At 51.4% G+C, this 26536-nt stretch carries 22 protein-coding genes and 1 riboswitch; of the genes, 10 read left to right on the top strand and 12 right to left on the bottom strand.

The genetic code is table 11. The features are described from left to right. The first annotated feature begins 21 nt into the window (after positions 1 to 21). Positions 22 to 3057 (top strand): ligand-binding sensor domain-containing protein, encoded by a 3036-nt coding sequence (locus EYB30_RS05340; protein ID WP_166837890.1) that lies wholly within the window; start codon positions 22 to 24, stop codon positions 3055 to 3057. A gap of 38 nt (positions 3058 to 3095) precedes the next feature. On the opposite strand, the gene dxs is transcribed toward EYB30_RS05340, so the two are convergent. The 3 genes from dxs to xseB are packed head-to-tail and all read right to left on the bottom strand — an operon-like array spanning position 3096 to position 6104. Further along, a complete protein-coding gene (dxs, locus tag EYB30_RS05335; RefSeq protein ID WP_166837889.1) occupies positions 3096 to 4955 on the bottom strand; it encodes a 1-deoxy-D-xylulose-5-phosphate synthase in 1860 nt (619 codons plus the stop codon). A 14-nt stretch (positions 4956 to 4969) separates the two neighbouring features. Next, entirely contained in the window at positions 4970 to 5857 is an 888-nt protein-coding gene (gene ispA, locus EYB30_RS05330) for a (2E,6E)-farnesyl diphosphate synthase (RefSeq protein ID WP_166837888.1), read from the bottom strand. A 1-nt stretch (position 5858) separates the two neighbouring features. Continuing rightward, positions 5859 to 6104: an exodeoxyribonuclease VII small subunit gene (xseB, locus tag EYB30_RS05325; RefSeq protein ID WP_166837887.1), complete on the bottom strand. Its 246-nt coding sequence runs from the start codon at positions 6102 to 6104 to the stop codon at positions 5859 to 5861. A 198-nt stretch (positions 6105 to 6302) separates the two neighbouring features. Between xseB and pomA the strand changes: the two genes are divergently transcribed. From pomA to thiI, 3 genes are all read left to right on the top strand, one after another. Further along, positions 6303 to 7067, top strand: coding sequence for a flagellar motor protein PomA (pomA, locus tag EYB30_RS05320; RefSeq protein WP_166837886.1), 765 nt, complete (start codon positions 6303 to 6305; stop codon positions 7065 to 7067). Between the two features lie 3 nt (positions 7068 to 7070). Continuing rightward, positions 7071 to 8027 (top strand): flagellar motor protein MotB, encoded by a 957-nt coding sequence (locus EYB30_RS05315; protein ID WP_166837885.1) that lies wholly within the window; start codon positions 7071 to 7073, stop codon positions 8025 to 8027. A 101-nt stretch (positions 8028 to 8128) separates the two neighbouring features. After that, positions 8129 to 9586, top strand: a complete 1458-nt coding sequence (thiI, locus tag EYB30_RS05310) for a tRNA uracil 4-sulfurtransferase ThiI (protein ID WP_166837884.1) — start codon at positions 8129 to 8131, stop codon at positions 9584 to 9586. Between the two features lie 3 nt (positions 9587 to 9589). Here thiI and EYB30_RS05305 read toward each other — a convergent pair whose 3' ends face one another. Both EYB30_RS05305 and EYB30_RS05300 read right to left on the bottom strand, forming a co-directional pair. Beyond that, positions 9590 to 10492: a ketopantoate reductase family protein gene (locus tag EYB30_RS05305; protein WP_166837883.1), complete on the bottom strand. Its 903-nt coding sequence runs from the start codon at positions 10490 to 10492 to the stop codon at positions 9590 to 9592. After that, positions 10459 to 10815: a VanZ family protein gene (locus tag EYB30_RS05300; protein ID WP_166837882.1), complete on the bottom strand. Its 357-nt coding sequence runs from the start codon at positions 10813 to 10815 to the stop codon at positions 10459 to 10461. The genes EYB30_RS05305 and EYB30_RS05300 overlap by 34 nt, the downstream gene beginning before the upstream one ends. Before the next feature lie 93 nt (positions 10816 to 10908). Between EYB30_RS05300 and EYB30_RS05295 the strand changes: the two genes are divergently transcribed. Both EYB30_RS05295 and EYB30_RS05290 read left to right on the top strand, forming a co-directional pair. After that, complete coding sequence (locus tag EYB30_RS05295; protein ID WP_166837881.1) at positions 10909 to 11391, top strand: YajQ family cyclic di-GMP-binding protein; 483 nt, start codon at positions 10909 to 10911, stop codon at positions 11389 to 11391. Positions 11392 to 11465: 74 nt separating this feature from the next. Further along, positions 11466 to 11651, top strand: a riboswitch (cobalamin riboswitch). A gap of 37 nt (positions 11652 to 11688) precedes the next feature. Next, positions 11689 to 13452 carry a TonB-dependent receptor domain-containing protein gene (locus EYB30_RS05290; RefSeq protein ID WP_166837880.1) on the top strand — a complete coding sequence of 588 codons (1764 nt, stop codon included), beginning with the start codon at positions 11689 to 11691 and terminating at the stop codon, positions 13450 to 13452. A 20-nt stretch (positions 13453 to 13472) separates the two neighbouring features. On the opposite strand, the gene EYB30_RS05285 is transcribed toward EYB30_RS05290, so the two are convergent. From EYB30_RS05285 to EYB30_RS05270, 4 genes are all read right to left on the bottom strand, one after another. Continuing rightward, positions 13473 to 14264 carry a substrate-binding periplasmic protein gene (locus EYB30_RS05285; RefSeq protein WP_166837879.1) on the bottom strand — a complete coding sequence of 264 codons (792 nt, stop codon included), beginning with the start codon at positions 14262 to 14264 and terminating at the stop codon, positions 13473 to 13475. After that, positions 14254 to 14796, bottom strand: coding sequence for a peptide-methionine (S)-S-oxide reductase MsrA (msrA, locus tag EYB30_RS05280; protein ID WP_166837878.1), 543 nt, complete (start codon positions 14794 to 14796; stop codon positions 14254 to 14256). The genes EYB30_RS05285 and msrA overlap by 11 nt, the downstream gene beginning before the upstream one ends. Before the next feature lie 220 nt (positions 14797 to 15016). Then, positions 15017 to 18142 (bottom strand): efflux RND transporter permease subunit, encoded by a 3126-nt coding sequence (locus EYB30_RS05275; RefSeq protein ID WP_166837877.1) that lies wholly within the window; start codon positions 18140 to 18142, stop codon positions 15017 to 15019. A gap of 2 nt (positions 18143 to 18144) precedes the next feature. Then, positions 18145 to 19197 carry an efflux RND transporter periplasmic adaptor subunit gene (locus tag EYB30_RS05270; protein ID WP_166837876.1) on the bottom strand — a complete coding sequence of 351 codons (1053 nt, stop codon included), beginning with the start codon at positions 19195 to 19197 and terminating at the stop codon, positions 18145 to 18147. A 200-nt stretch (positions 19198 to 19397) separates the two neighbouring features. Between EYB30_RS05270 and EYB30_RS05265 the strand changes: the two genes are divergently transcribed. The 4 genes from EYB30_RS05265 to EYB30_RS05250 all read left to right on the top strand — a co-directional run bounded on the left by EYB30_RS05265 (position 19398) and on the right by EYB30_RS05250 (position 23093). Further along, complete coding sequence (locus EYB30_RS05265) at positions 19398 to 20072, top strand: DUF2982 domain-containing protein (protein ID WP_241697971.1); 675 nt, start codon at positions 19398 to 19400, stop codon at positions 20070 to 20072. A gap of 59 nt (positions 20073 to 20131) precedes the next feature. Further along, complete coding sequence (locus EYB30_RS05260; protein ID WP_166837875.1) at positions 20132 to 20467, top strand: hypothetical protein; 336 nt, start codon at positions 20132 to 20134, stop codon at positions 20465 to 20467. A gap of 107 nt (positions 20468 to 20574) precedes the next feature. Then, positions 20575 to 22233, top strand: a complete 1659-nt coding sequence (locus tag EYB30_RS05255) for a DUF342 domain-containing protein (protein ID WP_166837874.1) — start codon at positions 20575 to 20577, stop codon at positions 22231 to 22233. A gap of 98 nt (positions 22234 to 22331) precedes the next feature. Beyond that, a complete protein-coding gene (locus EYB30_RS05250; protein WP_206674571.1) occupies positions 22332 to 23093 on the top strand; it encodes a DUF2884 family protein in 762 nt (253 codons plus the stop codon). A gap of 15 nt (positions 23094 to 23108) precedes the next feature. On the opposite strand, the gene EYB30_RS05245 is transcribed toward EYB30_RS05250, so the two are convergent. From EYB30_RS05245 to mgtE, 3 genes are all read right to left on the bottom strand, one after another. Continuing rightward, positions 23109 to 24164 carry a succinylglutamate desuccinylase/aspartoacylase family protein gene (locus tag EYB30_RS05245; RefSeq protein ID WP_166837873.1) on the bottom strand — a complete coding sequence of 352 codons (1056 nt, stop codon included), beginning with the start codon at positions 24162 to 24164 and terminating at the stop codon, positions 23109 to 23111. Beyond that, the gene (gene rimK / locus EYB30_RS05240) at positions 24164 to 25081 is read right to left on the bottom strand and encodes a 30S ribosomal protein S6--L-glutamate ligase (protein WP_166837872.1); all 918 of its coding nucleotides are present in this window, start codon (positions 25079 to 25081) and stop codon (positions 24164 to 24166) included. The genes EYB30_RS05245 and rimK overlap by 1 nt, the downstream gene beginning before the upstream one ends. 100 nt (positions 25082 to 25181) lie before the next feature. Then, a complete protein-coding gene (gene mgtE / locus EYB30_RS05235; protein WP_166837871.1) occupies positions 25182 to 26531 on the bottom strand; it encodes a magnesium transporter in 1350 nt (449 codons plus the stop codon). Positions 26532 to 26536 lie beyond the last annotated feature (5 nt).

Raw genomic sequence — 26536 nt, 5'->3', positions numbered from 1 at the left:
TTCAGGGACGGGAGCCGCGCAATGAAACACACCTTACTGTTGCTTTTATTGCTGTGCTCTTTTGCCTGTTTCTCTTATACCCAGCAATCTGTTTACGATTTCGACATCAAGCATTGGGGCAGCAGCGACGGCCTGGCCAGCAATTCGGTACGTGCCGTGAGTCAGGATGCTCAGGGCTACATTTGGTTGGCCACGCAATACGGTTTAAACCGGTTTGATGGCGTACAGTTTGAGCATTTTAGTAGAGAAACGCAGCGGCATTTAGCCAGTAATGTAACTACCCGTTTATTAGCTGATAGCAGTGGTTATATGTGGGTGGGCACCAAGGCAGGCTTATCTGGTTTTGATCCGGCCACACTCACCTTTGACCGCTATCAGATCCTGTCGGAAGTGACGGCGATAGTGGAAGTCTTACCCGGTGAAATCTGGGTGGCTGCAGACTCGTTGTTCCGTATTCGCGATGGCAAAGTCAGCCGGGTAGAACAAATTCTTGGTCAGGTAAGCCAATTAGAACTGGTTAATAATCAGGTTTGGGTTGCCAGTGCTGAAAAGCTGTACCGGCTTGACACTGAAGGTAACATAGAGAGCTTCGTGTTACCTGCGGAGCTGATGCAGACCCCGGTGTATGATTTGTACTGGACCGAAAATGGCTTACATATCGCCGGCGAAGCCGGTTTTTATCATCTGGATGCTCAGGGCACAGTCAAGAAATGTCAGTTACCGGATCAGAGCAACACCGCCGTCTATAAACTGCTGCGCGATAGCCGCGGCAATAGCTGGATTTCGGCGCACCGTAAACTGTTCCATAAACACAGCGGACAAGACTGGCAGCACATCACCGGTGATGAGCTGGGCAGTTATCCCTGGTTCAGTGACATCTTTGAAGACAAAGAACAAAACATCTGGCTGGCCAGTTTCAGTGATGGCATCTATCGCGCTTCAGCCGGCCATATCCGCCGTGTTGTGCCGCAGCAAGCTGATCCCGTTATTCGCAGTGTCGCGGTGACGCCGGACAACACCCTGTTAATTGCCGGCCAGTCTGACGTTGGTGAGATAAATGCCGAAGGGGGATATCAGCAATTGCTTGATACCAGCGCCTTGGGCGCCAGTACCGTTTATGATGTGTACTGGCCGTCGGCACAACAAATGTGGCTGGCGACTGACGATGGTGTACAGCGCTATCAGCGCGGTGAGCGCGGATTAACGCCGCAGTTTGCTAATTTAGCTGGCTTTACTGTGCGTGTGTTGCAGCCCGACGCCGCCGACGGTGTTTGGATTGGTGGCGTTATGGGCCTGTATCATTTTAGCGATGATACCTTACGGCCTTTTGCGCTGAATGATGAGCTGGAGTCACGCAATATTACCGTCTTGCAGGATAGTCAGCAGCAGCTGGTGTTTGGCACCACCCGTGGTTTGTATCAATACCAGCAACAAGGTTTAACCCGGCTGGGAGTCGGTACAGCGCTGTACAACAGCTATATCACGGCCTTACAAGTTCTGCCGGACGGCACTGTGGTGGTGGCCACCCTGGATGATGGCATTTTTGTCCGCTTTGCCAAACAGCAGCAATGGTTGCAGTGGCATACCGGCAATGGCTTAACCCAAAGCCCTGTGGTCAGTTTGACATTTGATGCTGCGCAGGACTTACTGTGGATCAGCAGTAACAAGGGCATTTTTCGCGTTAAGCCAGAAGCACTGGCGCAGTTAAACAGCGGCGCTGTGTTGGCACAGGAAGTGCTGGGCCCCTATGACCGTCAGCTGGGCACAGTGCCGGGCCGCTGCTGCAACGGGGCTGGCCATGCCAAAGTCGCTTACTGGCAGCAACAGTACTGGTATCCAACGCTAAAAGGCCTGGTAGCGGTGCCGACACAACTGCAGCATAAGTTTAACCGCACTGTGCAGCCGGTGATTAAAAATGTGCAGGGGCAGCACTGGTATAACATCAATAATCAACGTCAGCGGCTGGTCCTTGAACTGGATGATCGTAACCTGACGATTAGCTATTCGGCGCTAGAGTTTGTTAAACCGGCGGCATTAAAGTTTCGTTATCAGCTGCAAGGCTTTGATCAGCAGTGGCATGAGGTGGCTGACAGACGCGAGGCCGTTTATACCAACCTGACGCCGGGCCGTTTTATCTTTCGTTTGCAAAGCCGATTTGATAATCAAGCCTGGCAAGATGCGCAGTCGACTCAACTGGAGCTGATAGTGCCAAAACGGTTTGATGAAACCCTGATTTATCGCGGGCTTTGGTTGTTGTTGGCACTATTTTGTTTGTATGGGGTGCTGTGGCTGATGCGGCGCAACACCGTATATCAGCGTCAACAGCTGGAACGGCTGGTACGCCAGCGCACTCAAGAGCTGGAAAACAGCAACCTTAAGCTAAATGAGTTGAACGAGCAGCTGGTGCTGCTTACCCATAAAGACAGCCTGACGGGCCTGCGCAACCGCCGCTTTATGTTTGAACAACTGCCCAAAGATATTGAGCATTTTCAGCGTAACCGCGAGTCGATGTTGGCGCAGGGTAAATGTGTCGCGCTGATTCATTTGGATCTGGATAATTTTAAACAGGTAAATGATCAATATGGTAACAGTGCAGGGGACAGCTGTATTCAGCAGGTTGCCGGCTTATTGATCCGCGAAACCCGCGGTTCAGATTATGTCGTGCGCTTTGCCGGCGAAGAATTTGTGCTGGTATTGCGTGATATACAAACTGAACTGGTCGAGCAGTTTAGTTATCGTCTGAATGAGCTGGTCGGTAATACCGTGTTTAGTTTGCCCGATGGTCACCGTACCCGTTTAAGCTGCTCAGTAGGCTATTCTATTTATCCGCTGAACCTGTTGGGCGGTCAGTTAATTAACTGGGAAATTTCACTGCAGCTGGCCGAGATGGCGTTGTACCATGTTAAACATGCCGGCAAGAATGGCGTAGCGACGATTGAATTTGATCAGCAGGTCGATGCCTTTGAGTTTGAAGACTCCGCCCATATTGAAGCCCAGGTCGAACGATTATTAGCCGCAGGCCTGGCGCATTTTGTGCTGAAAAATACCAGTATCTGAACCGCCCCCGGCACTACCGGGGGCAGGCGAATATTTCATTAACGCTGAGCGTTAATGCTGGCCAGAATGCCGTCACTGTCCAGCGCCAGCTCGGTATAGATTTCCTGCTGGCTGCCGTGTTTAATGAAATGATCTGGCAGGCCCAGGTTCTGGCATTGTACAGCCAGGCCTGAGCGGGCGATAAACTCATTCACCGCTGAGCCTGCGCCGCCCATAATGGCGTTATCTTCCACTGTCACAAACCGGCTATGTTGCTTGGCTAATTTATGCAGCAAGGCCTCATCCAGTGGTTTAACAAAGCGCATATCGACCAAAGTGGCATTCAGTTGCTCAGCGGCCAGCTGACAGGCACTGAGCAGTGGGCCAAAGGCCAGAATAGCAAGCTTTTCACCCTGTCGCACTACCCGGCCCTTACCTATGGCCAGTAACTGCATCGCACTGTCCGGCGTTATGCCGGTGCCACTGCCGCGCGGATAACGCACGGCAGCGGGGCCCGGGTACTGGTAGCCGGTATACAACATTTGCCGGCATTCATTTTCATCAGACGGCACCATCAGCACCATATTGGGGATGCAGCGAATAAAGCTAATATCAAAAGCACCCTGATGGGTTGGGCCGTCAGCGCCCACTACGCCGGCGCGATCAATAGCAAACAACACATCCAGATTTTGCAGGGCGACGTCGTGAATAAGCTGGTCGTAACCGCGTTGCAAAAAGCTGGAGTAAATGGCCACTACCGGCTTTAAGCCTTCAATGGCCATACCGGCTGCCAGTGTCACGGCGTGTTGCTCGGCAATGGCAACATCGAAATAACGTTTGGCAAAGGTTTTGGAGAACCGCACCAGATCCGAGCCTTCACGCATGGCCGGCGTAATCGCCTGTAAGCGTTCGTCTTCGGCCGCCATATCGCAAATCCAGTTGCCAAAAATATTGGAAAAACTGGGCTGGCTGGCTTTTTTCGCCGGTTGCTTGTTTTGCTCCGGGTTAAATTTAGCCACCGCATGATAGCCAATAGGGTCGGCTTCGGCCGGGGCATAGCCCTTACCTTTCTTGGTTACAATATGCAGCAGTTGCGGGCCTTTTAAGTTTCGCATATTACGAATAGTATCGACCAGGCCCAGCACATCGTGGCCGTCAATCGGGCCGATATAATTAAAGCCCAGCTCTTCGAAAAAGGTACCCGGTGTCACCATGCCTTTAAAATGTTCTTCAGCGCGGCTGGCCAGCTCGTGCAGCGGTGGCACACCGCTTAAGATTTTTTTGCCGCCTTCACGCAGGCTGGTATAAAAGCTGCCGGACAAGATGCGGGCGAAATAGCGGTTTAAGGCACCGACGTTTTCCGAAATCGACATCTCGTTGTCGTTCAGTATCACCAGCATATCCGGGCGTACTTCGCCAGCGTGGTTCAGCGCCTCAAATGCCATACCCGCAGTAATAGCGCCATCGCCAATCACGGCCACGACCTTACGGTTACTGCACGCCTGCTGTGCCGCAATGGCCATCCCCAGAGCGGCACTGATTGAGGTACTGGAGTGTCCCACGGACAATACATCGTATTCGCTTTCTTCGCGGTACGGAAACGGATGCAAGCCATCTTTCTGGCGGATCGTGTGCATCCGCTCGGCGCGGCCGGTCAGAATTTTATGCGGATAAGCCTGATGGCCCACATCCCATATCACCCGATCAAACGGCGTGTTATAGACATAATGCAGCGCTACAGTAAGTTCTACCGTGCCCAGGCCTGAGGCAAAGTGGCCGCTGCTTTGGCTGACACTCTGTAATAAATAGCTGCGTAACTCGTCGCTGAGTGCCACCAGCTTGTCTTGCGGCAGCTGACGCAGCTGCTCGGGGAGATTAGCCTGCGCTAAAAGCGGGTAATCGTTAATATCTAACGCCATAATCCATGCCTGTGTTAAAACCTGCGTTCGATAATGTACTGCGCAAAAGCGCGTAATTCATCAGTGTTATACGGTAAGCGTGCCAGAGCGTTCAGTGCATCCTGATACAATTGTCGGGCTTTGGCTTTAGCCTGGTCCAGACCCAGCAACGCCGGGTAAGTTGATTTATTTGCCTTACTGTCTGAGCCTTGTGGCTTGCCCAGGGTCTGGGTATCGCTTTCAATGTCGAGAATATCATCCTGCACCTGAAAAGCCAGCCCTAAGGCGCGGGCAAAACTCAGCAGGTTAGCTTTGTCGTCCAGCTGACGCTTTGGACTGCACAGCCAGGCCAGTTCGATTGCGTTTTCAATTAAGGCACCGGTTTTTAACCGGTGCATTCTTTCCAGCTGTGCCAGGCTGGTGTGCTGGTTGGTTTGTGCCAAATCTATCGCCTGGCCGCCACACATACCGGCATAACCGGCAGAGCGGGCAAAGCCTTGCAGCATAGCAACGATTTCACTGGCCTGTACCTGCTGATAAGGATGGTTGGCTAAAATATCAAAGGCCAATGTTTGCAGTGCATCACCGGCCAAAATGGCGGTGGCTTCATCAAAGGCTTTATGGCAGGTTGGTTTGCCTCTGCGCAGGTCATCGTTGTCCATCGCCGGTAAATCATCATGGATCAGCGAGTAACTATGCAGCGCTTCAAGTGCGCCGGCCGGACCGTCTAAATCATCCAGACTGGCACCGAGCATAGTGCCGCAACTGTACACTAAAAAGGGGCGCACTCTTTTGCCGCCCAATAACAGGCTGTACGACATGGCATCCAGTAACCGGTTATCTGTTGCTGGCAGCTGTGTCAGCACCCGCTGCAGATACTGCTCTACCCGCTGTTGATAATGCGACAGGTTTAGTGGCAACACCTTAGTTTTCCTGTTCTGGTTCAAAAGGCAACAGGCTTTCTTGCTGCTGTTGCTGCATTAATAGTTGGACTTTTTGCTCGGCGCTTTGCAGTAATTGCTGGCTGTGCCTGGCAAGGGTAATGCCGCGCTCAAACTGCTGCAGCGATTGATCCAGTGATAGTTCGCCCTGTTCCAGTTGCTGCACTATTTGTTCAAGCTCTGATAACGTCTGTTCAAACTGACTTAAATCAGCTTTTTTCTTGCTCATACCACCCCCACAAAAGTGTGCGCAAAGGTAACCTAGCAGGCTATTATGGTCAATCAGAAAGCGGATGTGAAAGGCTAAATTGATAATTTCATGTAATTTATACTTAATCATTGCGCGCTTTTGTCGATAAACAGCTATCGTCTGAGATAAACTTAAACGCATAGCGGACGCTGCAGTGTTGTAACTAAGGAGAATAAAGTGGATTTAGCTACCCTGGTCGGTATGTTAGGTGCAATAGGTTTTGTTGTGATGGCGATGATCCTGGGCAGTAGCGGTGCGCCCGGCATGTTTGCCGATACGGTGTCGGTGCTTATCGTGTTTGGTGGCTCTATTTTCGTTGTCATTTCTAAGTTTACGCTGGGGCAGTTCTTCGGCGCCGGTAAAGTGGCCGCCAAAGCCTTTATATTTAAAATTGAAGCCCCGGAAGAGCTGATTGAAAAGGCGGTACAACTGGCCGATTCAGCCCGTAAGGGAGGCTTTTTAGCACTGGAAGAGGCGGAAATACCGAATGCCTTTATGCAAAAGGGCGTAAATATGCTGGTAGATGGCCATGACGCGGATGTGGTGCGGGCGACTCTGCTAAAGGATATTAGCCTGACCGAAAAGCGGCACGAAACCGGCATTGCCATTTTTAAGAGCCTGGGTGATGTGGCGCCGGCGATGGGAATGATAGGTACCCTGATTGGCCTGGTGGCGATGCTGTCGAATATGGATGATCCTAAAGCCATAGGCCCGGCGATGGCCGTCGCCTTATTAACAACGCTGTACGGCGCTTTTATTGCTAATATTATTGCGATACCGCTGGCTGATAAGCTGGCGATCCGCAACCAACAAGAAAAGCAGAATAATCAGCTGATCCTGGATGCCATTTTAGGCATTCAGGATGGCCAGAACCCGAAAGTGATTGAAGGCATTTTGCGCAACTATCTGGCGCAGGGTAAACGTGAGCCGGCAGCGGAGTAAAGCATGAGCGAGCAAGCAGAAGAAGAATGCAAATGCCCCCCGCCGGGGTTGCCGGCTTATATGGGAACTTTTGCCGACTTAATGGCGCTGTTGATGTGCTTTTTCGTATTGCTACTGGCGTTTTCTGAAATGGATGTGCTGAAGTTTAAGCAGATTGCCGGTTCAATGAAATTTGCCTTTGGTGTGCAAAATAAAATAGAAGTAGAAGATATTCCTAAGGGCACCAGTGTTATTGCTATGGAATTTCGTCCCGGCCGGCCCGACCCAACGCCGATTGAAACCCTGCAACAGCAAACGATGGAAATTACTCAGCAGGTAATCGAGTTTCAGGCCGGTGAAGAAGACTCGGCCGGTGGCCGGCAAGAGCAACGTGAAGATTTAAGCGGCGGCCAGTCGGTAAGTAATGCCGAAGAAGTGATGGATGGCGAGTCAGCCGCTGCTGAAGGCGAGAGTCAAGCGCAGCAGGACCAAACCAACGAGATGGTTAAAAAGCTGGCTGAGCAGCTGGAAAAGCAAATTGTTGACGGTGCTATTGAACTGGAATCGCTGGGCCAGCAAATTATTATCCGTATTCGTGAGAACGGCTCTTTCCCGTCAGGCTCGTCGTTTTTACAGCCGCGCTTTAAACCCATTATTCAGCGTATTGGCAGCTTGTTAAACGATGTGCCCGGGGAAATCACCGTAACTGGCCATACCGATGATATTCAGGTCTCTGATGAACTGCACAGCAATAACTGGGACTTATCGGCTAAACGTGCGGTGTCGGTGGCGACGGAAATGATCAGAGCACCGGGGTTCGACCGCACCCGCCTGGTGGTGGTTGGCCATGCTGATACTAAGCCTTTGGTGCCGAATGACACTGAACTGAACCGGCGGCGTAACCGCAGGGTTGAAATTTCGATTATGCAGGGTAAAGCCAAAGAGTCAGAGCCCATCAGCCTGGAACCGCCTGCACAGTAAGCCGGGAATTAACCGCTAAATAGTGCGCAGATTAGGTCTTTGCAGACAGATCCGCTATAATCTGCGCCACTTTTTTTCCTGCTAACTTGTGCTTGTGTCTGATGATTGAATTTTTAATAAAACTGCACCCTGAAATTGCCATTAAAAGTAAGTCGGTGCGCAAGCGCCAGACCCTGCTGCTGGAACGCAACCTGAAAACCATTTTGTTGCAGGTGGATAGCCGGGTTGCCGTCAGCAATAATTTTGATCATCTTACCGTGCGCTGTGACAGCGATGACGTTACATTACGCCAGCGTATGATAGAGCGGCTGCAATGTATTCCCGGCATTGTTGCCTTTGCTGAAATGCAATCAAGCCGGTTTAGTTCTTTGCATGATATTTTTGAACAGGTGCTGGCCGTTTATGCCGAGCAACTTGAGCATAAAAGCTTTAGTGTGCGGGTACGGCGCAGCGGCAATCATGATTTTACCTCGATTGAAGCCGAGCGCTATATTGGCGGTGGCTTAAACCAGCATGTCGGCAGTGCCCGGGTGCAGCTGAAAAAGCCGGATCTGGTGGTATCGCTGGAAATAAAAAAAGACTTACTGATCATGGTGCGGCAGGTGCATCAGGGCATGGGTGGTTTTCCGCTGCCATCGCAGTCAGATGTGTTGTCACTGATCTCTGGCGGTTATGATTCGGCGGTGGCCAGTTATCTGATGATCCGTAAAGGCCTGCGCACCCACTATTTATTTTTTAACTTAGGTGGCGCCGCCCATGAAGCCGGGGTGCGGGAAATGGCATTTCATATCTGGCAGAAATATAGCCTGTCGCACAAGGTAAAATTTGTCAGTGTGAATTTTGCCCCTGTGGTTGATCAGATCCTCGAAACTATCGACAACGGTTTAATGGGCGTAGTATTAAAACGTATGATGATGCGTGCTGCCAGCAGTGTGGCAGAAAGCTTAGGCATTAAAGCCATTGTTACCGGCGAAAGTATTGGCCAGGTATCCAGCCAGACCATTACCAATTTGAGTGTGATAGACCGGGTAACCGAAACCTTGATCCTGCGACCACTGATTTATCAGGACAAACAGGAAATTATTGATCTGGCGCGCAAGATTGGCGCTGAAGATATCGCTAAAAGTATGCCGGAATACTGCGGTGTGATATCGAAGAAGCCGACGGTCAATGCTGTGCTATCTGAAGTGTTAGCCAGTGAGCAGCAGTTTGATTTTAGCGTGTTAGAACACGCCGTCAGTTCGGCCAAAGTGTTGGATATCCGCACTATTGATTATCAGGCGGAGCAACAGGCCCATGTGGTAACCGAGCTGGCACAACTTCCCAAAGACGCCATCGTGCTGGATATCCGCAGTCCGGAAGAAACCGATATTAAACCACTAAGCGTAGACGGCCATCAGGTGATTGAACTGCCGTTTTTCCGCCTGGCATCGCAGTTTGCTGCGCTGGATCAGAGCAAACACTATTACTGCTACTGTGAGCGTGGTGTCATGAGCCGTCTGCAGGCCGTGGTATTGCAAGAGCAAGGCTTTAGCAATGTGGCGGTATACCGGCCTTAACCTTTAAGATTGCAGCTTTAACTGTAGTTGCAGCACTTGTTCAAGCAGTGCACTGTTGTGCGGTACCGCTATAGCAAAGCGTGCCGCCTGACGTACTACATAGCCGGTGATAGCGTCAATCTCGGTACGGCGTTTATGGGCAATATCCTGCTGCATAGATGAATAATTTTCTGCCGTTGCACTAAGCACCTGCTGCAGTTTGAGCTGCAGCTGGGCTTCGTCCAATGCCACGCCACAGGCGCTGGCCACCTGGCAGACTTCCTGTAATACCGCTGCCAGCGTGGATTGGAATTGTGTTTGTCGCAGCTCACCGTTGCGGCAGTTATACAACGCTGTGAGTGGATTTATCGCGGCATTTATTGCCAGTTTTTGCCATAAAAACGGCGTAATATCCTCTGTCAGGGTAACCGGCCCCAGCGCCGCATTCATTGCTTGCAATACGGCCTGACAATAGGGCGCGGCCGCACGGTTTAGCGCGGCTAATACGCTTTGGCCTTTGCCGGTATGTTGTAAGCTGGCACCTTGCTTTAAAGCGCCGTGGGTGGTGGTGAGAAACCATAAGCCCTGGCCAGGTTGCAATAAAGGTAACACCGCATCGATGGTCCCCATACCGTTATGGCTTAATACTATTTGAGCATGAGCACTGAGGTGCGGTAGCAGCTGGTGCACGGCATCAAGCAGCGCATAGCTTTTTACCGGTATCAGTACGGCGTCAATGGCGCTGTCAGACGGTGAGAATTCCCACTGCTGACCGGCAAAGTGGATCTGTAGTGGGCGAGGCTGTCGCAGCCACAGGCTGAGCGGATACCCGGCCTGTTTTAGGTGACACGCCGCCAGTGCGCCAATAGCGCCCTGGCCAACGATAGTCCAGTTTAACGCTGGCTGCGTGGGCGTATTTTGTGCCACAGGGCCCGCACCAGATAAAAACTGACTACGCCGGCAATATCCGCCAGTAAATCCCACCAATCACCATTGCGGCGGGTAAAGTTGTCCTGTACCAGTTCAATGGCACCGCCATAACCACCCAATATTATAAAGGCGGTCAGGGCTTTAAGTTTAAAACCTTTCCACAACAGGGCCGCCAGCACCGCAAAAATAGCAAAATGCGCCACTTTATCTAAATGCGCGAAACCGCCGCCAATTTTATGGCCACTGAGTTCAGCTAAAAAACCTGCGGTAGCCAATAAAAAGCACAGCAGACACAACCTGCGATAAAAAGCTTGCGACACAACGAGTCCCCGATCCAGAAGTCGCTCGGATTGTAACAGTTTTCTGGTTATAATCACCAGCAGACAGAATGGCTTAAGCAAAGGAGACTTGTCATGCCTTCATTCGATATTGTTTCGGAAATTGATATGAACCAGGCTAAAAACGCGGTGGAAAACGCCAAGCGGGAGCTTGAAACCCGTTTTGATTTTCGCGGTGTTAACGCCAAGATTGAGCTAAACAAAGAGCAAATTGAGCTGACTGCTGAAGCGGATCAGCAAGTGATGCAGTTATTCGATATTTTTGCGACTAAAGCCAGCAAGTTGCAGTTGGATGTCAGTAGTTTCAAAATTGAAAAAGAAGAGCGTCACGGTAAGTTTATCACGCGCCATGTCAGCATTAAGCAGGGCATTGATAAAGACATGGCAAAGAAAATCGTTAAGCTTGTTAAAGACAGTAATATTAAGGTGCAGGTGGCCATTCAGGGCGAAGAGCTGCGTGTTACCGGTAAAAAGCGTGACGATTTGCAGGCGGTAATGCAGTTGGTGCGCACTTCTGATCTGGGCCAGCCATTTCAGTTTAAAAACTTCCGCGACTAGCAGTAGAGCATATTTAGCTATCCAGACGGCTATTGACATTTAGCCGCTTCAGCGTAAACTGCTCGCGGCTCCAACAGGGAGCCGCTTTTTCAGGTGCTGCAGGCCACTGCAGGTAAACGGGAATCTGGTGTAAAGCCAGAGCTGCCCCCGCAACGGTAAACAACTGAACTGTCCCCACAGCCACTGTCGCAAGATGGGAAGGCGGAGACAGGCGCAAGCAGGTTGTCAGCCCGGAGACCGGCCAGAAAAAATTCCTTAACTTGTCAGATGTGCGGTGGGCACATTGTTGGAGCTTACATGTTTAAACCTGCTTTAGCGGCCTTGATGGTCGCATCCTGTTTTTGCTCAGCCTATGCTGAGGACATCGAACATATCAGTATTTACGCCAACCGCACGGCAACACCACAGCAAGAGGTACTGGCCAGTGTGACAGTGCTGCAGCGCGATGAGATTGTCGCCCGCCAGGCCAATGATTTACCAGCACTGCTGGCGCAACTGCCTGGTGTTAACTTATCGCGTGACGGTGGCCGTGGCCAAAGTAGTGGGGTATATATTCGCGGTGGTAATACCGGCCATACACTGGTTTTGATTGATGGCGTGCGCAGCGGCTCCGCGACGTTAGGCTATAAGTCGCTGGCGATGCTGCCGCTGGAGCTGATCGAGCGCATTGAAGTGATCCGCGGCTCACGCGCGGCCTGGTATGGCTCAGATGCGTTATCGGGTGTTATTGCCATTACGACCCGCCGCGCGGCCGGGGTTGAACTGAATGCCAGTATGGGTAGCTATGGTCAGGCGGCAACAGACATGAGTGTCAGCCACAACTCCGGGGCGCTTCGGTTAAGTGCTACTGCGGGGGTAAGCCGGGCAGATGGCTTTAATGTGCGCGAAGATCTGGACCCTGATAAAGATGGCTACAACCAGAAGTTTATTAAGCTGGCGGCCGATTATCAGACCACGCTGGGGGTAGTAACAGCGCAGGCTGATGTTAACTCGGGTTTTTATCAGTTTGACACTGCCTGGGGCAGTGAAGATGAAACCGATACATTGAACCGTGCTTATCTGCTGGGTTGGCAGCATCAGTACGGGCAATGGCAGCATCAGGCACAGCTAAGCCGCAACCTTGACCGTGAAGCAACCTTTGGCCCTGATTCACGCAGCCCGTTTAATACCGAACGTGACGAATTTAGCTATCAGGCTGCGACAGCATTAACTGATACGCTTAATGTACTGGCGGGGGTGAATTGGTATCAGGAGCAGGTCAGCAAGGCCGCGCCAAACTTTGAACAGGACAGCCGGATAAACCGGGCGCTGTTTGCCGGTTTAACTTATCAACAAGCGGCGCTGCAACTGGAAGCTACAGTGCGGCGCGATCTGATCAATCAGTATGGTGGCAATAACACCTGGCAACTGGCAGGCGGCTATCAATTGTCTGAGCACTGGCAGCTGCGCGTCAGTCGGGGCGCGGCTTTTAAAGCGCCAAGCTTTAACGAACTGTATTACCCCGGCTTTGCCAATCCTGATTTAAAGCCGCAGCAGTCAATTTCTGACGAGGTGGCATTAACGTACCAGCGTGGTGGACACACAGCCCAGTTGGCCTGGTTTGATCGCGATGTGACTAATTTAATTCAGGGCGTAGAGCAGGCAGAAAACGTGCTATTAGCCAGTATTCGCGGCGTTGAGTTCAGTGTAAAACAACAATGGCAACAACTGAGTACTGACGTTGCCTATACCTGGCTGGATAGCGAAAACCATAGCACTGGTTTTAAGCTGGAGCGTCGGCCTGAGCATAGCATTAACTGGCGCGGTATGTATGATGCAGATACCTGGTCGGTATTCGTCAGTGCGGATTATCAAAGCGAAACCTATCAGGGCGCTTTTGCACCGGTGAGTGATTTAGGTGGTTTTACGTTGTGGGGCCTCGGCGGCAGCTATCAGTGGAGTCAAACACTGGCCGTGCGGGCGAAAGTAGATAACCTGTTTGATAAACACTATCAAAGCAGTGCCGGCTATGCCACGGCAGGGATCAATTTTGGTCTTAGCCTGAGTTATACGCCACATTAGCAAAGTAGCCGCGTGGCTGGCTAAGGGAGATCATTGGCCGGTTGTTGCTCTTCTGCTTGCAGGTACTGAAAATACCGTTCGCTCTGACGGTGTTGTTTCAGTACTTGCCATAACTGCTGCGCCAGAGCCGGATGTTGCTGATAAAATGCCTTGCTAAACACCAGATAACCAGTGGTGCGGTACAGCGGCGGCCTTAGCACCTGTAACGCTGTGCTCAGATATGACGGCAAAGGCACGTGGTTTACTTCGCACAGACTGGTGGTGGCGTCTACTCTGCCTTCTTGTACCAGCTTAAAGGCCTGCTGTTGTGATTGCACTTCTACGATATTCACTCCTTGCGGATACACCGGCGTAACATAGCCCAGTGGCCTGGCAATAACCACTCCAGCATTAAGGCGCTGCATCAGGTTATCGCCCGAGCGTTGCACCAGGCAAGTGGCATGCTGGCTAAGTGCCAGATTGGCATCCGGAACACCTGCCTGACGCATTGGAAACACGGCGAAGTTAGTTCGCGATGTGGCGTAGGTAGCCACCAGCGCATCTACTTTATTTTGCTGCAATAGCTGCAGGCAACGTAACCAGGGTTTACGCTGCAGTTGCATTTGTAACTGCGGCACATCGGTAATTGCGGCTTGCAAATGTTCAATGGTCACACCCGGCGGGCTTGCAACCCGGGCGCCTTCGCCAGCGTAGTAAGGCAGCAGTTGTTTGTCTTCAAAACAAAAGCGCAGCGGCACCTGCTGCTCTGCCTGCACCATGCCACTGACGCTGGTTAATAGTGAAAGTAAAAACGCAGTGCTGCTAAGCGTCATGCTTTAATAACTCCTGATACCGCTGACGGAATTTAGCCAGTTTGGGCGCTACCACGACCTGGCAATAGCCCTGGCCGGGATGCTGTAAAAAGTAGCCTTGATGATATTCTTCGGCGACAAAAAACGCACTAGCCGGGCTGAGTTCAGTGACGATAGCCGCATCGAATACCTGTTCAGCGCTAAGCTGGTTGATTATCTGTAGTGCAAGGTCCCGCTGCTCGTCATTATGGTAAAAAATGACCGAGCGATACTGGCTGCCAATATCATGTCCCTGCCGATTCAGTTGGGTTGGATCATGCAGGCTGAAAAACACCAGACAAAGCTGCTGAAAACTTAACAGGCTATCGTCAAACTGCAGTTGTACCACCTCGGCATGGCCGGTGTCACCATCACAGACGCGCTGATAATTTGCGCTGTCGGCGCTACCGCCCATATAGCCACTTAGTGCCACTATCACACCGTTTAACTGGTTCATTGCCGCTTCGATACACCAAAAGCAGCCTGCGCCAAAGGTGGCGGTTTGTATTGCCATGGTATTACTCCTGTTTTAGGCCGTCGCTGATAGTGATGGCCTGTTAGTACGCAAGATAGCGCTGGATCGATCTTTTCGCGAATGATTTTGCCATGTACAAGCCGCGCCTGCAGATATGAGGCCAGCATACTGGCACCGTGCCCAATAGGGGCGAAGCCAAATAATTAAGGCGCCGGTTGGCGCCTTAATTAAGCATGTTTAACAGCACACTGCTGAACACCTAGTGCGGGTGCACCTCGTCTGCAGCGTGTTCATCCGGTGCTTCGTTTTCCAGCTGATGCAGCTTTTGCTCCAGCCGTTTCGGCGAGCCGGTGTTGCGTGCTATGACCATATAGGTTACCGGCACGACGTAGATTGTCATCAGGGTGGCCAGTGCTACGCCGGAGAAGATCACCATACCTATCACCATCCGGCTTTCTGAGCCCGGCCCTGAGGCGACAATCAGCGGTATGCTGCTCATTGCCGTGGTAAAGGCGGTCATGACGATGGGCCGCAGGCGCTGGCTGGCAGCTTGTTTTATCGCCTGACTAAACTCAACGCCGGCATCGCGTAGCTGGTTGGCAAATTCGACAATCAGGATGCCATTTTTTGCCACCAGACCAATCAGCATCACTAAACCAATCTGGCTGTATATGTTCAGGCTCATGCCGGTAAAGTACAGACCAGATAAAGCGCCTACCAATCCCAGCGGTACGGTGATCAGGATCACCAGCGGGTGAACAAAGCTTTCAAACTGCGCCGCCAGCACCAGATAGGTGATCAGTAACGCCAGAATAAACACCATCAGCGTAGAGCTGCCACTTTCCTGAAACAGCAGGGACTCGCCTTTGTAGTCAATGCCTACCGTGTCCTGAATTTCGGTTTTAACAATGTTTTCCAGATACTCCAGCGCTTCACCCAGGCTATAACCTGGCGCCATACTGGCGGTAAGCGTAATACTGCGCATACGGTTATAGCGGTTCAGGCTGGAAGAGGTTGCCTCTTCGCGTAAGGTGACCAGATTATCCAACGGAATAAGTTGGCCGGACGTTTCAGAGCGTAAGTAGACATTCGTGATACTGCCGGGGGCGGTGAAGTCATCATCCAGTCCTTCAATAATCACGTCATACTCTTTACCGCGGTCGAGGAAGGTAGTAACGCGGCGTCCGCCCAGCATCGCCTCAAGGGAGCGGCCGATAGCGCCAACCGAAATACCCAAATCGCCGGCGCGCTCGGTATTAATATCGACCAATACCTGCGGTACCGTTTCTTTGTAATCGTGGTCCAACATCAGAATATTCGGGTTTTCTGCTGCCTTGCTAATAACAATATCGCGCCAGCGTGCCAGCTCTTCATAAGTGTTACCCTGCAACACAAACTGAATGGGCCGGCCGCCGCCGCCGCTGCCACCTAAGCCACTGCGCATAAAGGTAAAAGCACGTACATCGGGGATCTCGTTCAGTTTTTGGCCCACTTCGCCCATCAGCTCCTGCGTACGGCGCTTGCCATTGTGCCAGTTTTCGGTGCCAACAATGGCGACACCGCCACTATTGCCCCAGCCGGGTACCCGCACCAGTAAACGGTTAAACTCGCCTTGTTGATAATAAGGCATCAGGACGTCTTCAATCAGGCGCATATTACGGCTGTTGCTGGCATAGCTGGCCCCTTCGGCCGGACTCATCATAACGAAAAATGTGCCGCGGTCTTCCGGTGGCGCCAGCTCGCTGGGTAGCAGTTTTACCAGCAGATAACTGGCAACAAAACACAGCGCAACCACCACCATTACCGGCCAGCGTGTCGCACAAACCACATCCAGCTGGCGCCGGTAAGCGGCTTCAAGCTTATGAAAGGCGGCATGTAACCACAAGCCTAACTTGCTTTCGCGTTTTTGGTGCGTTAGTAGTTTACTGCACAGCATGGGGGATAGCGTTAAGGCAGTAACGCTGGAAAACGCCACGGCCGCAGCGATGGCCAGGGCAAATTCGGTAAACAGCTTACCCAGCTGGCCTTGCATAAACACCAAGGGCACAAATACAGAAATTAACACCAGGGTGGTGGCGACAACGGCAAAGCCCACTTCGCGGGCACCGCGGTAAGAGGCCACCAGCGGATGTTCGCCCAGCTCTATGCGGCGGTAGATGTTTTCCAGTACCACGATAGAGTCATCCACCACCAGACCTATTGCCAGCACCATGGCCAGTAAGGTGAGCAGGTTTACTGAAAAATCCAGCGCAAACAATACGGTGACTGCCGCTACCAGTGCCACCGGTACTGTTACCGCCGGAATAAAGGTGGCGCGGATATTACCGAGGAATAAAAAGATCACCACCACCACCAGCACCATGGCGATGGCCAGCGTGTTGTACACTTCTTTAATCGATTCCGCGATAAACAGTGAGGAATCGTAGCCCGGCTCTATGGTAGTACCGGCAGGCAAGGTTTGCTTAATGCGTTCCATCTCGGCCCGGGCAGCTTGCACAACTTCCAGCGTATTGGCCTTTGACTGCTTAATAATACCGATACCGAGCAGGTTTTTGCCGTCACCACGGAACTCGCTTTCTTCGTTCTCAGCGGTAAGCAAGACATCCGCGACTTCGCCCAGCCGCACCAGATAATTATTACTGCCACGCTTAATGACCAGTTTGCGAAAGTCATCCTGAGTTTTATAACTGCGGATCACGCGGACGGTAAAATCGCGCTCGTCTGATTTAATGTTACCGGCGGGCAATTCGACGTTTTCTGCGCGCAGCACGTTCTCAATATCCTGCACGGTAACGCCGCGCGATGCCATGGCGTCACGGTCCAGCCAGATACGCATCGCATAATCCCGGGCACCGCCCAGTTGCAGGCGGGCGACACCGTCAACCACCGAAAAACGCTCGACAATATAGCGGTCAGCATAATCGGTCAGCTCCAGTGAAGTCATGGTTTCGCTGTTTAACACAAACCAGGCGATGGTATCTTCATCATCACTGGCTTTGGAGACTTCTGGCGGGTCGGCCTGATCCGGTAAGTTGTTCAGGGCCCGCGATACGCGGTCGCGCACGTCATTGGCAGCCGAATCAATATCGCGTTCAACATTAAACTCGATAGATATATTCGAGCGACCATTGCGGCTGGTAGAGTTAATATTTTTTATGCCTTCAACACCACTGATGCGATCTTCCAGCAGTTGGGTAATTTTCGATTCAACAATCTCGGCCGAGGCGCCGGGGTAGTTCGTACTGATACTAACAATAGGGGTGTCAATATCCGGATATTCCCGCAGCGGCAGCATACTAAAGCAAACAATGCCAAATACCACCAGCAGCAAATTGACGACGCTGGCAAATACCGGCCGTTTAACCGAGGTATCAGATAACCACATGCTTAACCTCCGACCCGGTTAATCGTCAGGCCTGAGCGCAGTTTCTGAATGCCTTCTACCACCACCTCATCGCCTTCTTCCAGGCCGGATAAAATTTCGACCCAGCCCGGAATGCGCTGGCCGATAGTCACTTCAACCTGCTGCACCTTGTTGTCGGCATCCACTTTATACACAAATTGCTTTTGCTGTTGCGGTACCAGCGCTTTTTCGGAAATTTGCATTGCCATGCGGTTATCCAGCTCCAGTTTGACATTTAGCAGCATACCGGGGCGCAGGCGTAAATCGCTGTTGGGCAGTGCGCCATGCACGGTTACGGTGCGGGTTACCGGGTCGAGCCGGGTATCTACCGCACTTACCTTGCCGTTAAAACGCACCTCACCGTAAGCGGCGTTAGTTACGCTTAGTGGCATACCTACTTTAATGTCGGCCAGATAATGCTCGGCAACGCTGAAGGCAACACGTAAGGTGCTCAAATCGTCCAGCGTAGTGATCACGGTGCCGGCATTAATATAAGCACCTTCACTGACCTGACGCAGGCCTAGATAGCCGTCAAAAGGTGCGCTGATGATCATCTCAGCCAGTTGGGCTTTGGCAATATCCAGCTGTGCTAAAGTGGTATTAACCTTGGTTTGTTGCTCATCCAACAAAGACTGGGCGGTGGCCTGGGTGGTTGCCAGGTTTTTCAGTCGCGCCAGCTGGCGCTTCTGATCTTCCAAAATGCCCTCCAGCTCGGTCACTCTGGCACGCTCTTCAACATCATGCAGCCGGGCAATGACGTCACCTTTTTGCACCCGTTTGCCTTCGCGTACATTTAGCTCGGTAATAAAGTCACTGGTGGGGGATATCAGCGTAATCGAATTATTAGAAATGCCGGTGCCAAGCGAACTGACACTGCGGATCATGGCTTTGGTTTCAACTTTGGCAGTACTTACCGCTACACTGGCCGGACCGCGTCGGGCTTCAGATTGCTGGCTGGGCGCCCAGTACAGATAGCCGACAAAGAGCGCCAGCGCGATCAGGATAAACCAGATCAGTTTTGAATGTAATTTTGCCACAGTAACCCCATGTAACCGCTAATAAGAAATCCAGCCTTATTGTATGGAAGAAACGGCGGTTTAGATTTCCTGTTATCGCAATGCTGTAGGCGTTGGTCGATTTAGCCGCATGGGTTTGCGCAGATTGACGGCAAGATGTACAGTGTGGCTGTGGAACTTTTACGGATCTCCTGTCATCGAAAACCCACAGGGGTGACAAAGTGCAAAAGCAGATGCAGACAGTACAAATTCAAGGGGCAGAAAGCCGGGGTGGTGCCAGCCTGATGTTAATCAGCGGCGCCATATTATTGGTGTTGCTACTCAGTTTACAGTGGTTAGAGCAGTTGGCTGTCTGGCATGCACTGGCGATAGTTGCTGCCGGTTTGGGTGTGTTTGCTGGCTGGGCGAAATTGGCGCAGCCAAAATATTTTTTGCAGTATGACAAGGCTGGCGTACGCTATCAGCACCGCCATGGCAGCTGGGTATTGCCTTGGCATGGCTTTCTGTACAGTGGTATACCGCAGTATAACCAACAAGGTATGGCGTTTATCGCCTTCAGGCTGACAGACTATGACAGCTTTTTGCAACAATTGCCCCCGCGTTTAGCCGTGCGGATTATGACGGAGCAGCGGGCATTGTATATTGCCGCTGTGCGCCAGGGCTGCAGCGATGGTCAGTGTGCCAGTGAGTTACTGGCTGAAGGTGACAATTTTAGTACGAAGCGGCAACAGTATAATGGCATTAAGGCGGCTTTTGCCTGGCGCATGCAAAGGTTAAACAGCCAAACCGGGTTTGACGTGTTTATTCCGGTAAGTCTGGCTGAGCATGACGCAGAGCAATTATGTCGGCAAATTAATCAGGCCAGACTACAATTAATACAAAATACAGTCACCTAGACACTCTGGGCCGTCTGTATCATAATATTGGCATTATCACAGGTTTAGCAGGGTAGTAAATGAATAATTACGAAAAGCCTTTTTTGGTTAGCGGTCGTAACACCTTGATCCACAAAAACAAAAAGCTAGATTTGGTTGTGGTGAATGATGATGATGATCCAAATATTATTGTCACCCGGCATGGCGTTAAACTGTTCACTGAAAGTGTTCCTGCCAACCGCGCAGAAGCCAAAGAGCGTTATATGGAGGTGGTCGACATTTCCAGTTCTGACGTGTTTGGCGAAGTGAAAACGCTGTTATTTATTCAGGCAATTAATAATAAAGAATATAAAGTGGATTACAGTAAAAAAGGTACAGACTTGTTTATTCGTATTCACCAGGAAAACTATATTTAATATTATCAGGCTAAATGGCCCTGCAGTATTAATCAGGGCTTGCCTTTGCGCCGGTTATTTGTTTCATTAGCTGAGCTTACGTGCAGTAATTAACAGTGTGAAGCCTTATGCAATTTACCGAGCACAACAATAGTATAAAAATAGCCGTGCCAGTGACGCTTGACGCACTCAGTGCGCATGACGTAAATACCCAGCTGCAGGCCGCCGGTTTTGGCCGTTGCCTGATTATTCAGGATCAAATCACCAATTTGTTGGTAGAGTACCAACAAATCCAGCAAAAAATTAAAGAAAAGCTGCAGCCTGAAGGCGCACTGCTGACATATCGTATAGCTGAAAAGCGTGATGCCGAGATCAGTTTTAACATTGCCGATGATCAAATGTCGGCCGCTGCTATCATTACTGCGGCCTGGGGCGGCGCGCCGGTCTCGGCCAATGCGTTGGTAAAAAGTGCGCAGGAAGCCGGTATCGTATTTGGCTTTAGCAAAGAGCATATTATCAAATTGGTTAGCCATGCCAGTAAGGCCGAGCCTGGCAGCAAAGTAAAACTGGTGATTGCGCGCGGCAGGCCGGTGGTACATGGCGAGAACTCACGCTTTGAACCGCTGATCCCAGAAATGCAAAGCCGGCGCAATAAACCTTTGGTGCAATCTGAAGAAAAAGCCGATCTGCGCGATTTTGGTGTTATTCCTGCAGTACGTAGCGGCGACACCTTAATGCGCCGCCATCCTCCGACAGCGGGTGTTGATGGCATGACCGTTACCGGTTCGGCTATCGCTGCGGTACCCGGGCAGGTAGTGGAATGGAATCTGGCCGAAGGTGCAGAATTATCGGCTGCCGATACCGATTTACTGGTCGCTGCGCGTGATGGTTTGCCCCGGGTCATTGACAATGGGGCCACTGTCGATGAAGTGTTCAGCGTTAAAAATGTCGATCTGGCGACCGGGCATATTATTTTTAAAGGCTCGGTGGTGGTTAACGGCGATGTAACCGAAGGCATGAAAGTGATTGCCGGTGGTAATGTGTTTGTTAAAGGCTTTGTTGAAGGCACCCTGATTGAAGCCGGCGGCGACATTAAAATTGGCGGTTCTATTATTGGCCATCAGATAGCCACGGCGGAAAAGGACAGCCAATACAGTACTGAACTGAAAGCGAAGGGCGATATTCAATGTAATATTGCCCAATATGCCAGGTTAAGCTGTGATGGCAATGTCTACATTAACAAGCAGATGATGCATTGTGCCGTTGCCGCGGCCAAGGTGTATGCCGGGCCGGAAGACAACCCGAATGGCAAGGTGATAGGTGGCTATTTTTATCTGGATTACGGTATTTACACCGGTAATCTGGGGGCGCCGTCGAGCAGCAATATTTTAATTGAGCTTAACCGTCTGGTAGACCCTATAGCGCAGAAGCAGGAAGTATTGCGTACCAGTATCAGTGCAGCGAAAAAAGACATGCAGGATATTCGTGAGCAACTGGAGAAGCTGAAAAAAATAGAAGGTAATGCCCAGATAGAAAGCCGTAAACAGGAATTGCAGCACCAGTTTGAAGAGCATCGTGACGTTGCGCTGGCATTGATTGAAGATGTGAAATTGCTGGAGACGCAGCGGCGCGAAAAACTGGACGCGACGTTAATCGTTGCGCGTCAGCAACTGTTTTCCGCAGTGGAAGTGCATTTTGGTAAAGATTTGATCCGTAGCCGGCGCGAATATGGGCCATCGAAGATATTGCTGATCGATGGCAGCCCGGCGATAGAGCCATTCCTGTGATATTTTCGATAGCCGGCCGTACTGCTGCGGTATCAGGCCCTGTGCTTAGCGGCTGTCGGGCGTACACTTAATGCCAGTGTGATCATCGGGCCCGACTCATGAAACTGAAAGTATTACTCAGCCTGCTGTTATGTAGCCATAGTCTAGCTGCTGCCGAGTGTAATATGGCTTTTGCACATGGCGTATTAATAGCGCCTGAGCATATCCGCATCTTGCAGAATAACCGTACCCATGTGCAGATCAACGGCGATAAGCAATTGTTTATCCGCGGTGAGTGGATAACGTTAACCACACAAGACACAGAATTGTTATTCCAGTACAGCCAGGGTTTACGTAAATTTGTACCTGAAATTGTTAGTATTGCCGTAGACGGTGTTGAACTGGGTTTGTCCAGTATTGAGGCGATGTTTACCGGTATTGGCAGCAAAGCACAGCAGGCCGAGTGGCGGGAGCTGGTGCGCGAGACGACCTTTCAGTGGATGTCGCGTTTTGTGCGTACTAACGAGCATTTTTATCTGGCACCGCAAAGTCTGAACGAGCTGGATTATTTTTTGCACGGCGAGCTTAAGCCGCAACTGGATAATCTGGCCCGGCATACTGTCGGCGCCGTTTGGGGGGCGCTGCGTGATGCATTGCGCCACTCTGACAGTAACTTTGAGCGCAGTGATAATCAGGAGTGGCAATCAGTAGGCGAGCTGGTAGATAAAATTAATCTGGGCCTGGACGCCAAGGCTGTCGAGCTGGAGGCAAAATCGGCGCTGTTTTGCCAGCGCATGCAAGAGCTGGATAAAATAGAGCAACAGCTGCAGCAGCGGCTGCCGGCGTTAAGCGCTTATGATGTCGTGGTGCAAAAAGACTAGGCGGCTATTACCGCGTCAGACAACGCCATATTCTTCGCCCAGCACCGGTGGCATGGCGTTATCCACTTCATCATTTATTGCATCCAGGGTTTTCTCTGCTTCAGCCAAAGAGCTGACTTCAGCCACATGGAACAGCGCCTCACCTTCATTGACTAACGGCAGGTTATTGCGGCCGATAACAATACCAGCAAAGCTGGCCTGTACAGCCACTTCAAAGTCAGAATAGGGTGAGTAGATATGCGCCAAGATATCACCCGGTTTTACCGTCTGGCCCAGGGTGACGTAATAACGTGCTATGCCGTCGTGCTCAGCCCTAACCCAGCTGCTCTTTTTCGAAAATAACGATTTGGTGTTCGGCCGTTTGCGCCCGGCGCGTAGCATACCCAGGTCGGTCATGACGTTTAAAATACCACGCACGCCCACATTTATTGCCTGTTCATCAAAGCGCAGCGCTTCGCCGGCTTCGTACAATAAAATGGGAATGCCCAGAGTGTTCGCGGTGCCGCGCATGGTGCCCTCCCGGCTGGCCGCTTTAATAATAATCGGCGCGTTAAACACTTCTGCCATGCGCAGTGCCATCTTATCTTTTGCGCTGGCCCGCACCTGCGGCAAATTTGAACGGTGAATAGCTCCGGTGTGCAAGTCGATGGCATGCGTACAGTTTTTTAAAATTTTATCGGTAAACTGAAACGCCATCCGGCTGCCTAACGAGCCTTTCTCACTGCCGGGAAAGCTGCGGTTTAAGTCGCGCCGGTCTGGTAAATAACGCGACTGTTGCACAAAGCCGTAAGTGTTCACTATCGGCACCACTACCAGGGTGCCTTTTAGTTGGTTCAGTCTTGGCAGTTTTAGCAGGCGGCGGCATATTTCCACGCCATTAATTTCATCACCATGCAGTGCCGCGGCAACCAGCAGCACAGGCCCGTCTTTGCGGCCATGAATAACATGGGCGCCGATATTCAGCTCAGTGTGGGTATACAATTTGCCAAACGGAATATCCACTACGGCACGGCTACCGGGTGGAATAGTGCTGTTGCCCAGCACAAAGGCTGCTCTGCTGCCTGTTTGCATTAGCCGGTTCCTTTGGTATTGAGTTTACGCCGTGTTTTATGCGCGGCCACTTTCTGCTCTAAAAAAGCAATGGTCAGCGCGGCGATATCTTTATCGGTGGCCGCTTCTATGCCTTCTAAGCCCGGTGAGCTGTTTACTTCCATAACCACAGGGCCATGGTTAGAGCGCAGTAAATCAACGCCGGCCACATTTAAGCCCATGGTTTTTGCTGCACGTATCGCGGTACTGCGTTCATCCTTACTTAGCCGCACCGTGGATGCCGTGCCGCCGCGGTGCAGATTAGAGCGAAACTCACCGGCCTTGGCCTGACGTTTCATGGCGGCGACGACCTTGTTGCCCACGACAAAGCAGCGGATATCGGCGCCGTTGGCCTCACGGATATATTCCTGTACTAGGATATTGGCATTTAAGCCCATAAAGGCTTCAATCACGCTTTCTGCTGCGGTGCGGGTTTCGGCCAGTACTACGCCGATACCCTGAGTGCCTTCAAGCAATTTGATCACCAAAGGTGCACCGCCAACCATATCAATTAAGTCGGGGATATCGCCGGGTTTGTCGGCAAAACCGGTTACCGGCAGGCCTATACCTTGACGCGCCAGCAGCTGCAGGCTGCGCAGTTTGTCGCGGGCCCGGCTAATGGCGACAGACTCATTTAAGCTGTATACCCCCATCATCTCAAACTGACGTAGCACAGCGGTACCGTAAAAGGTAATAGAGGCGCCGATACGTGGGATCACAGCATCAAAGCCTTCTAAGGCTTCACCTTTGTGGTGAATCGAGGATTTAATCCGGTTAACGTTAATGTAACAGGTAAGCGGGTCTATTACCTGCACCTCATGGCCGCGGGCCGTGGCGGCTTCAACCAGACGTTTGGTGGAATACAGTTCTGCATTACGCGATAAAATCGCAATTTTCATGCGTGCTCCGACAAGCGATATATTTTTGCCTATTGTAAAAGCCTGCCATAGTTGTAGCAGCAACAATACTTGTTGCCAGCACAAATATTGTTGTTGCTTTTTAGGCTAACAGAAATAATGAACCTAAGCCGAGAAAGGCAAAAAAGCCAATGACATCAGTCACCGTGGTTAAAATGACTGAGCCTGATAAGGCCGGGTCAATATCCAGTTTTTCCAGCCAGATTGGAATAAGGACCCCGGCAATAGCCGCCACCACAATGTTGATAATAATCGCCATACCAATAATGCCGCCAATTACCCAGTCACCAAACCAGAAATAGGTAGTCAGCGCAATAACCAACGCCCAGAGCACGCCGTTAATAGCGCCAACGCCAAGCTCTTTGCGTAGCAGTGTCATATAGGTTTTCGGGGTAATTTGCTCCAGCGCCAGGCCGCGAATAATCAGGGTTAAGGTTTGGCTGCCAGCGATACCGCCCATACTGGCAACTATTGGCATTAACACGGCCAGCGCGACCACTTGCTGTAAGGTGGCTTCAAATAAGCCTATGGTCCAGGCGGCCAAAAAGGCGGTTAACAGGTTTATGCCCAGCCACAGGGCACGGCGTTTGGCGCTGTCAAACACCGGCGCGAACAAGTCTTCCTCTTCATCTAAACCGGCGGTGTGCATAAACTGGCTTTCTAAACTACGCCGCACGTTTTCCAGGGCTTCGCCGATGGATAAACGCCCCAACAGCTTGCCCTCGGCATCGACGACCGCCAGGGCAGTGTAGCCCGAGCGCGAGACGATATCTGAGCCCTGATCCAGCTCCATTTCACCTTCCACCAGCGGCGCATCTTTATCGATAACGGTTTCAATCGGTAAGTGGCTGCCCAGACCCAGTAATTGCGTGGCATGCACCAGGCCGACATAGCGGCCGGTGCGGTCGACGACAAATAAGGCGTCATGGTATTCCGCGTCTTCTGCTAACTGGCGAAACATGCGAATTGCATCACGCACTTTGGCGTTTTTATTGATGATCAGCATATCGTGGTCAGCGTAACGACCACATTGATCTTCATCATAACCTAAAGCGGTATCCAGCCAACGGCGCTGGCTGGCGTCGAGCCGGGAGCAGGCGTAGTCGTAAATGCGCTGTGGCAGCTCATCTAACAACTCAATTAAATCGTCAACTTCCATATCTTCAACCAGATTGCGCAGTTGCGCTTCATCCAGTTGTTTAAAGATATTATCCCGCGCGTCGACCCGCATATACGTCAGAGCGGCTATCTGATCATCGGTGCGCAGGCTTAGCCAGGTGCTTACCCGCTGCTCTACCGGCATTGCTTCGAGCGCAATCGCGATTTCTTCCGGCTCCAGCTGGCTAAGCTTGTCGGTCAGCTGCCCGGCTTCGTTCTCGTCAAAGCTGTCGCGTACTATTTCTTCAATATCCAGCGGTTGGTTTTCAGCCATCTACA

Origin of the sequence: Rheinheimera pleomorphica, from assembly GCF_011634895.1 — a bacterium.
Lineage (GTDB): Bacteria > Pseudomonadota > Gammaproteobacteria > Enterobacterales > Alteromonadaceae > Alishewanella > Alishewanella pleomorphica.
Note: the sequence above shows the minus strand (reverse complement) of the source record. Positions and strands in the feature narration are given on the sequence as shown.

Bases quoted from the DNA above. Each gene is read 5' to 3' on its own strand.
- dxs (WP_166837889.1), bottom strand. From the start codon at position 4,955: ATGGCGTTAGATATTAACGATTACCCGCTTTTAGCGCAGGCTAATCTC.
- msrA (WP_166837878.1), bottom strand. From the start codon at position 14,796: ATGGCAATACAAACCGCCACCTTTGGCGCAGGCTGCTTTTGGTGTATC.
- thiI (WP_166837884.1), top strand. From the start codon at position 8,129: ATGATTGAATTTTTAATAAAACTGCACCCTGAAATTGCCATTAAAAGT.
- EYB30_RS05290 (WP_166837880.1), top strand. From the start codon at position 11,689: ATGTTTAAACCTGCTTTAGCGGCCTTGATGGTCGCATCCTGTTTTTGC.
- EYB30_RS05250 (WP_206674571.1), top strand. From the start codon at position 22,332: ATGAAACTGAAAGTATTACTCAGCCTGCTGTTATGTAGCCATAGTCTA.
- EYB30_RS05275 (WP_166837877.1), bottom strand. From the start codon at position 18,142: ATGTGGTTATCTGATACCTCGGTTAAACGGCCGGTATTTGCCAGCGTC.
- EYB30_RS05245 (WP_166837873.1), bottom strand. From the start codon at position 24,164: ATGCAAACAGGCAGCAGAGCAGCCTTTGTGCTGGGCAACAGCACTATT.
- EYB30_RS05285 (WP_166837879.1), bottom strand. From the start codon at position 14,264: ATGACGCTTAGCAGCACTGCGTTTTTACTTTCACTATTAACCAGCGTC.
- rimK (WP_166837872.1), bottom strand. From the start codon at position 25,081: ATGAAAATTGCGATTTTATCGCGTAATGCAGAACTGTATTCCACCAAA.
- EYB30_RS05295 (WP_166837881.1), top strand. From the start codon at position 10,909: ATGCCTTCATTCGATATTGTTTCGGAAATTGATATGAACCAGGCTAAA.
- EYB30_RS05315 (WP_166837885.1), top strand. From the start codon at position 7,071: ATGAGCGAGCAAGCAGAAGAAGAATGCAAATGCCCCCCGCCGGGGTTG.
- EYB30_RS05340 (WP_166837890.1), top strand. From the start codon at position 22: ATGAAACACACCTTACTGTTGCTTTTATTGCTGTGCTCTTTTGCCTGT.
- xseB (WP_166837887.1), bottom strand. From the start codon at position 6,104: ATGAGCAAGAAAAAAGCTGATTTAAGTCAGTTTGAACAGACGTTATCA.
- EYB30_RS05260 (WP_166837875.1), top strand. From the start codon at position 20,132: ATGAATAATTACGAAAAGCCTTTTTTGGTTAGCGGTCGTAACACCTTG.
- EYB30_RS05255 (WP_166837874.1), top strand. From the start codon at position 20,575: ATGCAATTTACCGAGCACAACAATAGTATAAAAATAGCCGTGCCAGTG.
- mgtE (WP_166837871.1), bottom strand. From the start codon at position 26,531: ATGGCTGAAAACCAACCGCTGGATATTGAAGAAATAGTACGCGACAGC.